This is a genomic window from Amphritea opalescens (assembly GCF_003957515.1).
Lineage (GTDB): Bacteria > Pseudomonadota > Gammaproteobacteria > Pseudomonadales > Balneatricaceae > Amphritea > Amphritea opalescens.
Genome location: NZ_RQXW01000005.1, coordinates 81288 through 95468 on the forward strand (window position 1 = coordinate 81288; position 14181 = coordinate 95468).

The 14181-nt window shown below is 49.0% G+C and carries 13 protein-coding genes; 5 read left to right on the forward strand and 8 right to left on the reverse strand.

What is annotated here, in order from left to right:
- Window positions 1–115: 115 nt before the first annotated feature.
- The 4 genes from EH243_RS06940 to EH243_RS06955 all read left to right on the forward strand — a co-directional run bounded on the left by EH243_RS06940 (window position 116) and on the right by EH243_RS06955 (window position 4070).
- Window positions 116–1006 (forward strand): MBL fold metallo-hydrolase, encoded by an 891-nt coding sequence (locus EH243_RS06940; RefSeq protein ID WP_126157922.1) that lies wholly within the window; start codon window positions 116–118, stop codon window positions 1004–1006.
- Window positions 1007–1019: 13 nt separating this feature from the next.
- Entirely contained in the window at window positions 1020–1442 is a 423-nt protein-coding gene (locus tag EH243_RS06945) for a protein tyrosine phosphatase family protein (protein WP_126157923.1), read from the forward strand.
- A gap of 103 nt (window positions 1443–1545) precedes the next feature.
- A complete protein-coding gene (locus tag EH243_RS06950) occupies window positions 1546–3246 on the forward strand; it encodes a SulP family inorganic anion transporter (protein ID WP_126157924.1) in 1701 nt (566 codons plus the stop codon).
- 170 nt (window positions 3247–3416) lie between these two features.
- Entirely contained in the window at window positions 3417–4070 is a 654-nt protein-coding gene (locus EH243_RS06955) for a peroxiredoxin (protein ID WP_126157925.1), read from the forward strand.
- A 320-nt stretch (window positions 4071–4390) separates the two neighbouring features.
- Here EH243_RS06955 and EH243_RS06960 read toward each other — a convergent pair whose 3' ends face one another.
- A complete protein-coding gene (locus EH243_RS06960; protein WP_126157926.1) occupies window positions 4391–5344 on the reverse strand; it encodes a DUF7450 family protein in 954 nt (317 codons plus the stop codon).
- A gap of 303 nt (window positions 5345–5647) precedes the next feature.
- On the opposite strand from EH243_RS06960, the gene EH243_RS06970 reads away from it, so the two are divergent.
- A complete protein-coding gene (locus EH243_RS06970; RefSeq protein WP_126157928.1) occupies window positions 5648–6523 on the forward strand; it encodes an AEC family transporter in 876 nt (291 codons plus the stop codon).
- Between the two features lie 98 nt (window positions 6524–6621).
- Here the strand turns inward: EH243_RS06970 and EH243_RS06975 are convergent, their stop codons facing one another.
- The 7 genes from EH243_RS06975 to pdxR form a co-directional block, all read right to left on the reverse strand.
- Window positions 6622–7275 carry a cytochrome b/b6 domain-containing protein gene (locus EH243_RS06975; RefSeq protein WP_126157929.1) on the reverse strand — a complete coding sequence of 218 codons (654 nt, stop codon included), beginning with the start codon at window positions 7273–7275 and terminating at the stop codon, window positions 6622–6624.
- Window positions 7276–7353: 78 nt separating this feature from the next.
- A complete protein-coding gene (locus EH243_RS06980; RefSeq protein WP_126157930.1) occupies window positions 7354–7827 on the reverse strand; it encodes a c-type cytochrome in 474 nt (157 codons plus the stop codon).
- Between the two features lie 321 nt (window positions 7828–8148).
- The gene (locus EH243_RS06985; protein WP_126157931.1) at window positions 8149–9480 is read right to left on the reverse strand and encodes a tetratricopeptide repeat protein; all 1332 of its coding nucleotides are present in this window, start codon (window positions 9478–9480) and stop codon (window positions 8149–8151) included.
- 115 nt (window positions 9481–9595) lie between these two features.
- Window positions 9596–10981 carry an aminotransferase family protein gene (locus EH243_RS06990; RefSeq protein WP_126157932.1) on the reverse strand — a complete coding sequence of 462 codons (1386 nt, stop codon included), beginning with the start codon at window positions 10979–10981 and terminating at the stop codon, window positions 9596–9598.
- 26 nt (window positions 10982–11007) lie between these two features.
- Window positions 11008–11769, reverse strand: coding sequence for an SDR family NAD(P)-dependent oxidoreductase (locus tag EH243_RS06995; protein WP_126157933.1), 762 nt, complete (start codon window positions 11767–11769; stop codon window positions 11008–11010).
- Window positions 11770–11779: 10 nt separating this feature from the next.
- Complete coding sequence (locus tag EH243_RS07000; protein WP_126157934.1) at window positions 11780–12517, reverse strand: sulfite exporter TauE/SafE family protein; 738 nt, start codon at window positions 12515–12517, stop codon at window positions 11780–11782.
- Window positions 12518–12643: 126 nt separating this feature from the next.
- The gene (gene pdxR / locus EH243_RS07005) at window positions 12644–14113 is read right to left on the reverse strand and encodes a MocR-like pyridoxine biosynthesis transcription factor PdxR (RefSeq protein ID WP_126157935.1); all 1470 of its coding nucleotides are present in this window, start codon (window positions 14111–14113) and stop codon (window positions 12644–12646) included.
- Between the last annotated feature and the right edge of the window lie 68 nt (window positions 14114–14181).

Here is a 14181-nt window from a genome sequence, read left to right on the forward strand (position 1 = left end):
TAGATATCCTGTGACTATCGGTGTGATAGTTAAATTTAAACAGGGTAAAGCGGACAACCGCTGACATTTCTTTTAATATTAGATAAGTCTAATATTAAGAGGCAGGAGATATACCATGAGTAACGTTCAAGTTTCCCCCTGTGTGCCTCAGGTAAAAACCTTTTTCGATGAGCCGACGAACACGTTCAGTTATGTGGTGCAAGATCCTAACTCCCAAGCGTGCGCTATTATCGATTCGGTGTTGGACTTTGATTATCCCAGTGGCAGTACCGATGTGCGCTCGGCTGATGAGATCATTGCCTATGTACGGGATAACGATCTCAGTGTTGAGTGGGTTCTGGAAACCCATGTCCATGCGGATCACCTGTCGGCCGCTCCCTATCTGCATCACGCCTTGGGAGGCAAAACCGGTATAGGCGCGATGATTACCGTGGTGCAGGACACCTTTGGTAAGGCATTCAATGCCGGTACTGACTTTGCGCATGATGGCAGCCAGTTTGATCATCTGTTCGAAGAGGGTGACACCTTCCGTATCGGCAATCTTGAAGGCTATATATTGCATACGCCGGGGCATACGCCCGCCTGTCTAACCTATGTGATCGGTGATGCGGCCTTTGTGGGCGATACGCTGTTTATGCCTGATTATGGCACGGCTCGTTGTGACTTCCCCGGTGGTGATGCGCGTACGCTGTTTCGTTCGATTAAAAAGGTACTTAGTTTGCCGAGTGAAACGCGTATCTTCCTCTGCCATGACTACAAAGCACCGGGCCGGGAGGAGTACTGCCACGAAACAACGGTGGCAGCTCAGCGGCAAGAGAATGTGCATGTACATGAAGGTATTACGGAAGCCGAGTTTGTGCGTATGCGTACTGAGCGTGATGCGACGTTGGCGATGCCGACACTGATCTTGCCATCGGTACAGGTCAATATGCGGGCGGGCGAGATGCCGCCGGCGGAAGACAACGGTCAAGTGTATCTAAAAATACCAATTAATTTATTCAAATAACGCCGAGGAATCTATGGATATTAAAGTACTTGAACCGGGCTTTTCCATCTGCCATGCGATCTATCCACGTGATATGGCAGAGCTTAAAGCCCAGGGATTTCGTTCAATTATTTGTCATCGCCAACCGGGTGAAGCGGAGGATCATATCGATGATTCCGAACTGCGCCAAGCGGCAGCAGCAGAGGGTATTGAGTGGGTTGAGATTCCGGTGACGCCGGGCGAATACACCACCGAAGCGATAGAAGCTTTTGGTGCCGCGATTGAAAGGTTGCCGACGCCTATTTTGGGATTCTGTCGAAGCGGTCGCCGCGCGGTGTCCCTTTGGGTTCATAACCAAGCGAAGCAGCAAAGCTGTGATATAGGGCAACTATTGCAGGCGGCCCATGCGGCTGGCCATGATTTGCATGCCGAGAAAGATAGCTTTATTAAGAACTGACTCTGAGGGCTCGGGCGTTCAGTTAAAAAGGGCGTTCAGGTAAAAGAGGCTTAGGTTAAATAAGGTCTTGGGTTAGTAGCGATTTAGGTTAATAGGGGGCTAAGTGAGTATTAAAAAATATCTCCCGATCCTGAGATGGTTGCCGAATTACCGTTTGGCAATTTTCAATCAAGATCTGATGGCAGCCATGATTGTGACGGTGATGTTAGTGCCTCAATCATTGGCCTATGCCATGCTGGCGGGCCTGCCACCTGAGGTGGGGCTTTATGCCAGCATTGCCCCTTTATTGATCTATGCGTTGTTTGGCACCAGTAGTGCTTTGTCGGTTGGGCCTGTGGCGGTGATTGCTTTGATGACGCTCACCACGGCGGGCAATATCGTATCTACAGAGGGTGACGCATATCTTACTACCGTCATTTTACTGACCTTTATCTCCGGTATCATGCTGACATTGATGGGGCTGTTTCGTCTGGGGTTTCTTGCCAACTTTCTCAGCCATCCGGTGATTTCTGGTTTCATCACGGCCTCTGCCATCATTATCGCCGTCAGTCAGCTCAAACATCTGCTGGGTGTCTCGGTGAGTGGGCATAACCTTCCTGAACTGCTGTTGGCTTTGGTTAAAGCGCTGCCAGAATTGAATCTGGCAACTTTATTGATGGGTAGTGGCGCTTTGTTGTTTCTCTATGCCAGTCGGCGGTGGCCGCTGTTAGCGCAACTGGGTTTCAGTCATGGTGTCGCCAGTGGCGTGGGACGCTTGGCGCCGATTTTGGCTGTCGTTGTGACCACATGGTTGGCTGCACAATTTTCGTTGATTGAGCAGGGGGTTGCGGTTGTGGGGGATGTACCCGCGGGCTTGCCGCCTTTAGTGATGCCGTCTACCGATGTCAGCCTTTGGCAGCAGTTGTGGGTGGGGGCTTTATTGATCAGTATTGTCGGCTTCGTCGAATCGGTATCGGTGGGGCAAACATTAGCGGCGAAACGTCGCGAACGTATTGATCCGGATCAGGAATTGATTGCCCTTGGCTGTGCTAACCTTGGTGCAGCGGTGAGTACGGGGATGCCGGTAACGGGTGGCTTTTCTCGCTCGGTGGTGAATTTTGATGCCGGCGCACGTACTCCCGCCGCCGGTGCATTGACCGCCTTGGGTATTTTGGTGGTGATTCTTTGGTTTACGCCCCTGTTGCAGACACTGCCTATCGCAACATTGGCGGCGACGATTATTATCGCTGTGCTTTCGCTAATCGACACCCATGCGATTAAGCATACTTGGCGTTATTCCAAGGCTGATTTTTCGGCCATGTTGTTAACGGTTGTGATTACGCTGTTGCAAGGGGTCGAAGCGGGTATTCTCGCCGGTGTTGGTTTGTCATTGGCGTTACACATTTATCGTACCAGTCGGCCACATACCGCCGTTGTGGGGCGGGTGATGGGCACTGAGCACTTTCGTAATATCGAGAGACATAAGGTGGAAACAAGCGCGAACCTGATGATCATCCGGGTTGACGAAAGCCTGTATTTTGCCAACGCCCGTTATCTAGAGGATCAGGTACAGACGCTTGTCAGCGAAAGCCCAGAATTGAAGCATTTAGTGATCAGTTGTCAGGCGGTTAATCTGATCGATGCGTCGGCACTGGATAGTTTGGAATCGATCAATGCACGCTTGAAAGATACCGGAGTGAAACTTCACCTAGCTGAAGTGAAGGGGCCGGTTATGGATCGATTAGCACGGGTCGATTTTCCTCGAAGGCTCAGTGGTGAAATATTTATGAGCACCTTTGACGCTTGGCAACAGCTGAAAAACTGACCGCTAAGAATAGGGCTGCGCATGCACTTAGGGTGCATGAGGGTTATATTATAAGTTTCTACTATTAAGCATATTGTTAGGGTTAATTTCCTATAGTTATAAGCTTATATTAATATGTAATTAATCAAGGGCAATGATGCCCAGCAAGAAACACAATGGAGAAATGAAAGATGGCACTTCGAATCAATGACATCGTACCTAACCTGGATTTGAAAACCGATCTAGGCGACTTCAAATTGCATGATTTTATCGGTGATAGCTGGGCTATTTTGTTCAGCCACCCGAAAGACTTCACGCCTGTTTGTACCACTGAGTTTGGTGCAGTGGCTCAGCTAGCAGCTGAATGGGAAAAGCGTGGCACTAAAGTTATCGGCCTGTCTGTAGACGGTGTTGATGAGCATGTTAAGTGGAAAGCCGATATTGAGAAATACTCCGGCGCACCGGCTAAGTTCCCGATCATTGCTGATGACGATATGGCCGTTGCTAAGGCGCTGGATATGTTACCAGCTGATGCTTACCTACCCGATGGCCGCACGGCTGCTGACTCTGCAAGTGTGCGTGTGGTCTTTATCTTCAGCCCAGACAAAAAACTGCAACTGTCCATGACCTACCCAATGTCTGTTGGCCGTAACTTTGCTGAAGTCCTGCGTGCGCTGGATGCACTGCAAGCAACCGCTAAAGGACCTATTGCGACACCCGCTAACTGGCAATCAGGCGAAGATGTTATCGTGGGTCTGTCGCTGAATGATGAAGAAGCGAAGGCTAAGTTCGGTACTATCGACGTAAAACTGCCTTACCTACGTACAACTAAACAGCCTTCTTAATGGCTCATTAGTTCGCAGGGTAAGACCAACACGCTCTGTCTGCAGCTTCGGCTTGCAGGCAGGGCGTTTTTTTATGGGTGCGCTTGCCGGTTGAAGTGCAGCATGCCGCTATTCTTGAAAGGGCTATTGTTAAAGGGATCTTTTTTTAAAGATCTTATTGTTGAAGGATAAGCCGAATCAGCAGAGCGCCTCGCTACTGTTCGTCGCTGACGTTTTAAATAGCTAATAGGCTTGTAGCAGAAACAGAAAAGCCTAGGTCGAAGCCCAGGCTTTTGGTTTGGCGAGACCTGATTTTTGATCCTCAGGCGAATAAAGGCTGGTTAATTAAGCGTTTTTTTCATCGGTTGCATCGAGCCTTGATGGGTTTGCGGACGGGCATCGGTGATGTGCTTTTTCAATGATGGAGCACAGAAGATTTGACGCTCTCCGGTTTGTAATCCGTTACCTTCAAACTGATTGTTAATCTGTACTTTCAGGCTTTTAGGCGAGCTCTGTTTAAGGATGTTATAGCAAACCAGGTGACGCTCTTTATTTTGTATGCGGTAGCTTTTTTTACCGTGAATTTTAGCTGACGGGTTACACAACATAACGGGTTGCCCTAATACCACTTTATCGCGACCAAACTGGTCCTGAATGGTAATTTCAACCGGCTTTGATTTTTCTGCAGGTTTCACGTCGTAACATTGGAAATGCTCACCTTTCACATCGACTGGGCCGCCGTAGGGGTTAGGATCGGGACAGGTAACCGTGGTGCGTAATGTTACGCTATTAACGGCGGTATCATCTTGCAGGTATATGCTGAAGGTGCCGTCATTGAGTGTATTCAAGATAGAACCCACTCCCGGCACGGATGCCAAGTTGTAGGACAGATTTTTTGACGCGCCACTGGGATCATTTTGATTCCAGATAGAGGTGCTAAAAATGCCTTGGGCATTATTCAAAAAACCTAATTTATCATTAACCGGTACCTCAGATCTCCCCAGTGCTGTCACTTTCATGTTTAAGGTTGCTGCCGATACGCTACATCCTTTGCCGACCTTAATATTAAAGGTGTGCATAAACATTCTATTAAGGCTGGTCTCGTTAAACGTGGCAGGCCAGCGATCACTTATCTGAGTTGGATAATCATAAACACCGGGAGGGAACTCGCTAGGTGTAATGCTGAGTGGGCCTGAGTTCTGCGTTGAAGTATAGGAGACGCTTTGAGCATTCACTAATGTAGGGCTGGCAATTCCCATTGTTGTGATGCCTAGGACAAGTAGATATTTTTTCATGATTAAATTCCATTTTTCGTTTATTGGCGGTATGTCTATTAATCTACAAAAGTTCTCGCAGTGGGGTAACTGTCGTGAACGACAGGTTAGGGCCGGTTTTATTCAAACAACCGTTTTGAGTCCCTCAATAGGGTATTCGGGCGGTTGTCAGCGCTATTGGCCGATGGTTTGGGAGTTAACCAGTAAGAAAATATGACGTGCTACTGTGACCTTGTGGGCGTTATAGGGTAAATTATGTGGCCGATAGGCTGCGTCATCCCTTGGGTGAGCGTTGATTTGATAACCCTAACCTAAGGTTCTTGTATGTTTTCAGTGATCTTTTCTATTTTGATGCCTGTTTTTGTTTGTGTCGGGATCGGCTATGGCTGGTCTAAAAGCGGAAAAGATTTTGATACCTCGTTGGTGACAGCCATCGTTACCTATTTCGCGACCCCCTGTTTAGTTTTTTATGCCTTGGCGAAGGTTGAGCTCCAACCCTCCTATTTATCGGATATGGGGTTGGCGGCGATAACAGCGATTACCGCTTTTTCGCTGATAGGCGCGGGGGTGTTGGCGCTGTTTAAGCTGCCGCAGCGGGCATTTTTGCAAGCACTCACTTGGCCGAATGTCGGCAATATTGGTCTGCCTCTATGTATGCTGGCGTTTGGGGAAGAGGGGCTGGCGTTGGCGGTGACTTTTTTTACCGTCTATGTGGTGGTGCAGATGACCCTAGGGGTGGCATTTGTCTCCGGTAGTTTCTCGCTTAAATCATTATTAAAGATGCCAATTATTCCAGCGACAGCGTTCGCCGCGGTGTTTCTATTTAGCGATCTGAGCGTGCCTGATTGGTTATTTAATACCACTAAGCTGATTGGCGATCTAACAATACCGCTGATGCTGTTTACCCTTGGCGTATCACTCGCCAGCCTGAAAATCGGCAGCTTGAAAGTTGCCTTTGGTTTATCGGTATTACGATTATTGATGGGGTTTGGCGTGGGTTTGGGGATTGTCTGGATGATGGGGCTGACGGGTCCAGCGGCGGGGGTCATTATTTTACAATGTTCTATGCCCGCGGCGGTGTTCTGTTATCTATTTGCCCAGCTGTATGATCAGCGGCCTGAGGAAGTGGCAGGATTTGTGATCGTCTCAACCTTTATGGGCTTTGTGACACTGCCCGCGTTGCTTTGGTATGTGCTTTAGTTCTATTGAGAAGTGCGTAAGCCTGATCGACCATTATTTAAGTTCAGTGATAATGGCCGATTAGACGTTTCTTTAAGCTGTGTCTGACGTTATGCCAGTTAAACTGGCAAGCTAAATAGGTAGTACACCCAACCGGCACTGATGGCGATACATAGCGTCAGTGCAATAGGGTTAATTGCACCCCTTGGTGTGGCATTGCCTAAATCTTTTTTCTTACCCGTTACCATCGCTGATACCAGTTTTTCTTTAAACAGAATGCTGTGCAGGATGACGCCAAGAATATGAAAGCCCACCAGATAAACCAGTATCGATTGAACGAGGTGATGAGTTTCAGCGCCTAGACTGGCGAGTTCATCACTGACACTGGCGTAAAATGGCCCTTCCCACAATATTTCATCCGAGGTAATTAAACCCGAAGCAACTTGTAGCATCAGTAAGAGGATCAGCATGATCACCATCATGGCACCGGCCGGATTGTGGCCGTAGAAATGCTTTGCCTTACCGGTGAAAGTGGCTTTTAGATAGCTGATACCCTGAATAGGCGAGGTAATGAAGGAGCAGAACCGAGCATAATGTGTACCGAAAATGCCCCATAACACACGAAAAAGAATCAACCCCGACAGTGCATAGCCACTATAAAAGTGCCACTGCATTAGGCTGTCATCCCAGCGACCGCTATAAATTAGAAAGGTGAAGAGAGCAACAAGTACCCAGTGAAAAATTCGAGTCGGCAGGTCCCAAATTTTAACCATCAATTCGATACTCCTTATGCTATTGAGGATTGGGGAAGCGGTAGCTTTATAGCAGCCTATAAAACTACCGTTGTGGTTTTACTTAGCGCGGTAGTCGGTGTGACAAGATTTACATGACTTGCCTAAAGGACCGATTGCACCACGAAGGGCATCAAGACCTTGTCCGGCATTGGCAGCCATGGTTTCAGTGGCGGCGGCGAAGTCTTCAAATTTAGCACCCACTTCAGAGTCTGCTTGCCAAATATCAGCTTTCGCTTTGGTGTGGCCAGAGAGACCGTCGGCATCCATATCGGAACCTTTTGGCCACATCAGACTATTGTCCATCGCGCCAGCATTCTTCAGGTTATTAGCAATCGCTTGAGCTAGGTCAGCATCATAATCGCGTTTGCCTTTAGCCATTTCGCCGAGCACGCCCATGTTGAATTTAACCATTTGAAAATACCCCTGACGGGCTTCAATTTGGTCTTTAAATGCGAAATCTTCAGCCACGGCAGGTGCTGCGGCAGCGGTTAACGCGGTTGCGCACAATACGGCTTTAACAAACATTTTCATTGATCGACACTCCTAGTCTGATTGAAAAAACAGGCATAATAATAGCACTCCTCGCTATATGAGACGAGTCCCATATAAGGGGTAAATTTGTGAAGTAGTGTAAAGATTCATGGGCCGTCCTCTATTTGCACATGAATAATGTGGAAATACCGCTAAGTGATTATTTTTGCTTGAATTGTCGGTTTTATATCAGCGCATCTTATGGCTTTCGCGCGGGTTAGCCGTTAACGGGTGAGGAGAGCAGCAGCCTCTTGTTGTGAGAGGCTGCTCAGGGGTAAATAGCGCTCAGGAATCAGTGCTTCTCAAGAGTAGAGCACAAGCTTATTGTAGCGCTAACGCCTGCTGTTGCTTCTTCTGGTTATATGGGCTTTGAGGACGAGCCATTAATCGTTCATTGACCAGTGCGGTGGAGAGGTTTTTCTTACCTGCCCGAATCGCCGCTTCTAGCAAGGTACGGGCAAAGATATCCCGTTGAGCGTGGCTGCCCCCGAATTGGGCGGTGGTGTTACGAATGGGCATCAGTTTTTCAACGGTGGTGTTGTAGTCACCTTTTGAAAAGGCAAAGATTGCTTCACAGATGGGTAAACCTGTCTGTAATGACATGGCATGGTTGGTGACATCGGAGTCACCGGAGGCGATATAACGGGTTAGATCAGAGAGTAGGTTTTTAGCGGCCTGCTCATCATGATTGATGGCAAAGGCGATGATCGCATGGGCATCGTTAAAGGTATAAAACAGCTGATCGCTTTTCTGTTTCCACGAATCGGTGAGGGTTTGTGCACGATCACCTAGGGCTTCATCTTCAAGGTATAGCCGCCATAGGACAGAAGAGGCATCCACCAGTGCCATCGGAATAGGGTCGATGCCGTCCCAATGAACAAAGTTGTCGTAGATCTCAATCGCTTTGTCCATCTCGCCGGTTTCTAGCAGGAACAGATCATGGTGAATCGCATTATGTGACACCATCACATTATCGTTCTGCCAGTTTTGTGCGTAATCCTGCATGAAACGAGCACCCTGTTCATACTTATTTTGCATCTCCAGAGCATGGGCCACGGCATGGATACCCCAGACATCCTGAGGGTTACGCTCCACCGCTTCCATGGCGGATATTTCTGCTTGTTCATAATGGCCTGCTTCCTCTTGACCAAAACTGAGCATGCCGAGCAGATAACCATACAGTGGATGCTCTTTGTCCCAAGAGGGTAAAACGCGGTAGACACGCCCCCGCAGGTTGGCTGCATCACCGAGGAAGAAATCCAGTTGGTGACCACTGAGTAGGGCTAATATATCCAGCGGGTATTCGATCAGGATTTCATCCAGTAGTGCGGATGCTTTGACGAGGTTACCTGTCGCCCAGGTTTGCAGGGCGGCAACGTGCATCCGCTCACGTCTATTAAGACCCGCGGGATCAATGCGGGAGATGGTGGCTAAGCTTTCTAACGACCATTGCAGGTCATCACGGTCGGTGGTCCAAAGATTAATATGCCCATTAAAGACCTGCCCCATGACGAAGCAGGGTTCCGCTTCAAGCACCTTCATGGTGAGGGGGACAGGGTTTTTAAAGCGACAAAGATCGGCAACGACGGTGTTATAGAGGTCTAGGGTTGATTGGTTATGAACGGTGATATCTAAACCGGTTAAATCCTTCACAATACACTCTCCTTAGGCTCCTCAGGTAATGACGTTTAGGCTGTCATTAAGATAAATTATCCTTTTTAACCCTGAAATGACCGCCCGGCAGGCGCCGAGCGGTCAAGTACCCTGATTATTTTGTTTCAGGGAGTGATGCAAAGACCTCGCCAAGTATGGTCAATATACGCTCAAGTTGGGCCTCGGTGATACAGAGCGCCGGACTCATGTTGAGTATGTTGTTGTATTGCTCGAAGCTGCGGTTGGTACGACCAATCAGCAGTCCCGCTTGTTTACAGGCGTTGGCAACGTGAATGGCCACCGATTCGTCGACCGGTTCTTTGGTGGTTCGATCTTTGACCAGTTCGATACCGCAGAACAAACCGAGACAGCGGACATCACCGATAATAGGGTACTTGTCTTGCAAGGCTTTTAAGCCTGTCAGGAGTTTTTCGCCTAAGGTCGCACAGTTTTCCAGTAGATTTTCATCTTCGAGAATCTTCATATTAGCGGCCGCGGCGGCAGGGCCTGCCAAACAGCCACCATAGGTTGAAATGTCTCGGAAATAGCCCATTTTATCCTCTGACGAATCCTCCTGTAGGCTCTGATAAACGGCTTCTGTGGTGACGGTACAGGAGATCGCCGCATAACCCGAGGCGACGCCCTTAGCCATGGTGACGATATCGGGCTGGATATCGTAATGCTGATAACCGAACCATTTACCGGTGCGACCTAGACCACAGACCACTTCATCGATGATAAGCAGCACATCGTGTTTTTTACAGATCTGTTCGACCGCTTTTAAATAACCTTCAGGCGGAAGAATCACGCCACCGCCGGCGGTGATCGGCTCGATAATCACTGCGCCAACCGTATCGGGGCCTTCCCGTAGGATGACATCTTCCATCAGCTGTGCGGCTTTTAGGCCGTAATTGTCGGTTTCATCAAACTGGCTGCGATATTCGAAACAGTGCGGGAACTCGACAAAATCGGGCACGAAGGGGCCAAATTGCTCCTTACGTTGTGACTGGCCTGTGGCACTCAAAGCAGCAATGGTGGTGCCGTGATAATCCCGTTCACGGTAGAGAATTTTGTTCTTTTTACCCGCGTATTTTTTGTGTGAGATCTGGCGCACCATTTTAAAGGCTTTTTCGTTGGCTTCAGAACCTGAACTAGAGTAGAAAACCCGCTGCATACCAGGCATTTTTTCGATCAGTTTTTTGGCAAAGATAGCGGCGGGTTTACTGGCCATTGAGCTGGCAAAGAAGTTGAGCTGCATCAGTTGTTCGCTGATCGCATCGACAATCTCTTTTCGGCCGTAGCCCACATTGGTGACCCAAACTCCGCCTGCGGAGGCATCGAGGTATTGGTTGCCTTCGATATCCCATAGGTTTAAACCCTCTCCTTTAACAAACAGAGGCATCCCTTTTTCGGCGGCAGCACCGGGGGTGAGATGGTGCCAGACATGCTCTTTGTCATGGGATCGTATTTGTTCAGTATTATATTCACTGTACTGTGACATCGGGTGACTCCTGTTGTACGCGTTATTCAGGCATCGCGGTTAATTGAAAAAGGTGCCCAGCTTTGACTGACGGGCATGATTTCTAACGTATTGATATTCAGATGAGCCGGTAGCTGCGCAATCCACAGCAGCGTATCGGCGATATCGTTTGGTTGAATGGCTTCGGTACCTTTATAAAGGGCATCGTAGGCTTGTTGATTACCGCCGGTTCTGACCAGTGTAAATTCACTTTCGGATAAGCCTGGCGCTAGGCAGCTGACACGCACGCCGGTGCCAGCGAGATCACAGCGGAGTGCCAACGAAAATTGCTCAACAAAGGCTTTGGTGCCGCAGTAAACATTGCCGCCGGGGTAGGGCCAATTCGCGGCAATGGAGCCAATGTTGATGACGCTGCTGCCCCGGCCGGAGGCGATTAATGCTGGTAATAGGGTATGCGTGACGGTGGTTAACCCCTTGATGTTGGTATCAATCATGGTGTGCCAATCAGACAGGTTAGCTGAGCTGGCCGGTTCGGTGCCTAGCGCTAATCCCGCGTTGTTAATCAACACGTCAATATGATCAAAAGGGGCGGGTAGCTGCTCAAATGCTTGGCGTACCGCATCACTGTCACAGACATCCAAGGTGATCGCTAACACACTGCATTTAACCGAGAGCTCGGCGACGATGTCGGTCAGCCGCGCTTCGCGACGACCGGTGAGGATCAGATTCCAGCCGGCATCGGCAAAGCGATGGGCGGCAGCTAAACCAAAGCCTGAAGTAGCACCTGTAATAACAACGGTTTTGTTCATCCTGAGCTCCTTAACCAAAGATCGCTAGACTGCTGAAGTAGAGGCTGGTGGTGGACAGCAACATAAGAATGGGTAAAGCAATAGGTCGAAATGATTGAGGTGGTTTTCGATGGAAAAACCACTGTCCTAACTGCACGCCGATGATGACCGGTAATAATAGCCATAGAGTGGGTTGCAACAGCGCGTGAGTCACGACGCCACTACCAGCCATCAAGCCGATGGAAATAAGGCCGGTCGCACTCAGAAAGATCACCATGGTGGCTCGTTGCACCTGAGCGACATGGGCGGTCATCAGTAGATAGCAGACAATCGGTAGCCCGCCGACGGATGCGGCGGCGGTAAAGGCACCGGAGATTCCACCGATACCGCTGGTCTGCCAGTGATTCGTTTTTATCTTGAGATTACGGACACACAAAATCCATAAGGCCATGCCTAAAATAGCGATGCTGATAACGAATTTAAGAATGGGGTCCGGTACTTGAATGAGTATGGTCAGCCCAAGGGGCATGCCGATAATGGCGCCGATACTCAGGTGTTTCAGTAGTGTTCGGTCGGCCGACTTCCAAGCGCTGGCCAACATGCCGATAGCACCGGCGGCATCGATAATAAGAATCACCGGCACACTCACCTGTGCTGGCCAGATAAGGCTTAACCCAGAGATCGCAATGGCGGCAAACCCAAAGCCTGTATAGCCACGCACAAGGGCAGCGACAAAGACTAATAGTATGGCCAGTTCCAGGTGGGGCATGAGCAGATCTCCGATATCAAGGACCCATCAAACACTCAGCATGCTGATTGGGTCGCTAGATATAAGGTAGATGGGAAAGGGTGATCTGCTATAGGTCCAGCTCAAAGAGAGTTTAGTACCAGCGTTCTAAAATTGGGCAAAAACCTTTTTGAGTGCCGCAATGCCCGGTTCGATTTTATGGTTAGCAATGGAGGAAAAGCCCAGCCGAAAGTAGTTCTCCGGCGGATTTTCATAGACAAAGTGGATCGCGCCCGGCTCCATCAGGATACTCTTACGGGTGGCGGCCCAAGATACTTCTTCGGTGTTGACGCCTTCGGGTGCCTTTAACCACACAGAGGAAACGCCCTGATTGATATCTTGAGCGGTGCGCATCTCGGGAAAGTGGCGGTTAACCGATTGCACGATACGTTGCAGTTTAGAGGAGTTGATCTCACGAATTTTGCGTAAATAAGTATCGTAGTAGCCGAGTGATAGAAACAGTGCGAGGTGTCGTTGATTATTAACGGGGGGGTGGCGATACATTAAACGACGCAGTGCGCGTACCTCCGAGATGAGTTCTTCATCCGCCACCATATAGCCGATTCTGAGGCCGGGTGAGATCGATTTTGACATACTGCCGATATAGATGACGCGGTTATGTGGATCATTTGCCTTCAGCGCAGGTTTGGGATTCTGCTTCATATTGATTTCGGCATCGTAATCATCTTCGATCACAATCCAGTCTTGGTTGACCGCCATCGCCATCAGTTGCTGCCGACGTTCGGCGCTGAGTTCCACCCCCGTCGGTACCTGATTGCTAGGGGTGACAAAGACATAATCACAATCGTTTAGCCGCTCATCGAGAATGATGCCATCTTCATCTATGGGTTGTTGATGCACTTGGCTGTCAAACAGCGAGAAAATATTAAAGGCATCGCGAAAACCAGGCGTCTCAACCGCCATGCGGGTGCGGCTGTTACATAACAGGTTAGCGAGAAGGTAGAGCGAGTTCTGCGTACCGATGGTAATGATGATTTCGTTAGGCTCTACGTAGATGCCCCGTCGTGGTAGTAGGCGGGTACGTATCTGTTCAATCAGAATTGGATCATCGGTATCGACCATATCATTGATCCAATATTTATTTCCCCGCCCGCTCATACTTTTTCGGACCACGTCGCGCCACTGCTCTAAGGGAAAGAACTCATGCTGGATCTGACCATAGATAAATGGATATTCAAAACTCTGCCAATCGTTGGGTTTGATGATATTGCGTCGAGTACTGGGCTTTTTTTGAAATCGTTGAGACCAGTCAGGCGAGTGGTCATCTGCTTCTTGCACCATGTTGGTGCTAATGACCTCTGGGTTCTTAAAACCGTGGGCCACAAAGTAGCCTTTTCTGGCGCGAGCTTCGATAAAACCGCTGTCGACTAAACTCTCATAAATGAGCACGATAGTATTACGTGAAACCCCCAGTAGCTGGGCTAATCGGCGGGATGAGGGCAGTGGCTGATTGAATGGCAGCTTGCCTGAGAGAATAAGGTTAACCAAATGCTCGCGGGTTTGCTCCTGAAGGGTCCGTTCAGGGTCAAATTCGATAAGAAAATGTTGTTCAAGCATGTTTTGCCCGTGTTATGAAATGGCTTTGCTCCAATCTGATGCAAATTATAGTCCATTCACTCTCTCTG

Excerpts from the sequence above, each read along its gene's own strand:
- EH243_RS06940 (WP_126157922.1), top strand. The coding sequence starts at position 116 with ATGAGTAACGTTCAAGTTTCCCCCTGTGTGCCTCAGGTAAAAACCTTT.
- EH243_RS06945 (WP_126157923.1), top strand. The coding sequence starts at position 1,020 with ATGGATATTAAAGTACTTGAACCGGGCTTTTCCATCTGCCATGCGATC.
- EH243_RS06955 (WP_126157925.1), top strand. The coding sequence starts at position 3,417 with ATGGCACTTCGAATCAATGACATCGTACCTAACCTGGATTTGAAAACC.
- EH243_RS06960 (WP_126157926.1), bottom strand. The coding sequence starts at position 5,344 with ATGAAAAAATATCTACTTGTCCTAGGCATCACAACAATGGGAATTGCC.
- EH243_RS06970 (WP_126157928.1), top strand. The coding sequence starts at position 5,648 with ATGTTTTCAGTGATCTTTTCTATTTTGATGCCTGTTTTTGTTTGTGTC.
- EH243_RS06975 (WP_126157929.1), bottom strand. The coding sequence starts at position 7,275 with ATGGTTAAAATTTGGGACCTGCCGACTCGAATTTTTCACTGGGTACTT.
- EH243_RS06980 (WP_126157930.1), bottom strand. The coding sequence starts at position 7,827 with ATGAAAATGTTTGTTAAAGCCGTATTGTGCGCAACCGCGTTAACCGCT.
- EH243_RS06990 (WP_126157932.1), bottom strand. The coding sequence starts at position 10,981 with ATGTCACAGTACAGTGAATATAATACTGAACAAATACGATCCCATGAC.
- EH243_RS06995 (WP_126157933.1), bottom strand. The coding sequence starts at position 11,769 with ATGAACAAAACCGTTGTTATTACAGGTGCTACTTCAGGCTTTGGTTTA.
- EH243_RS07000 (WP_126157934.1), bottom strand. The coding sequence starts at position 12,517 with ATGCCCCACCTGGAACTGGCCATACTATTAGTCTTTGTCGCTGCCCTT.
- pdxR (WP_126157935.1), bottom strand. The coding sequence starts at position 14,113 with ATGCTTGAACAACATTTTCTTATCGAATTTGACCCTGAACGGACCCTT.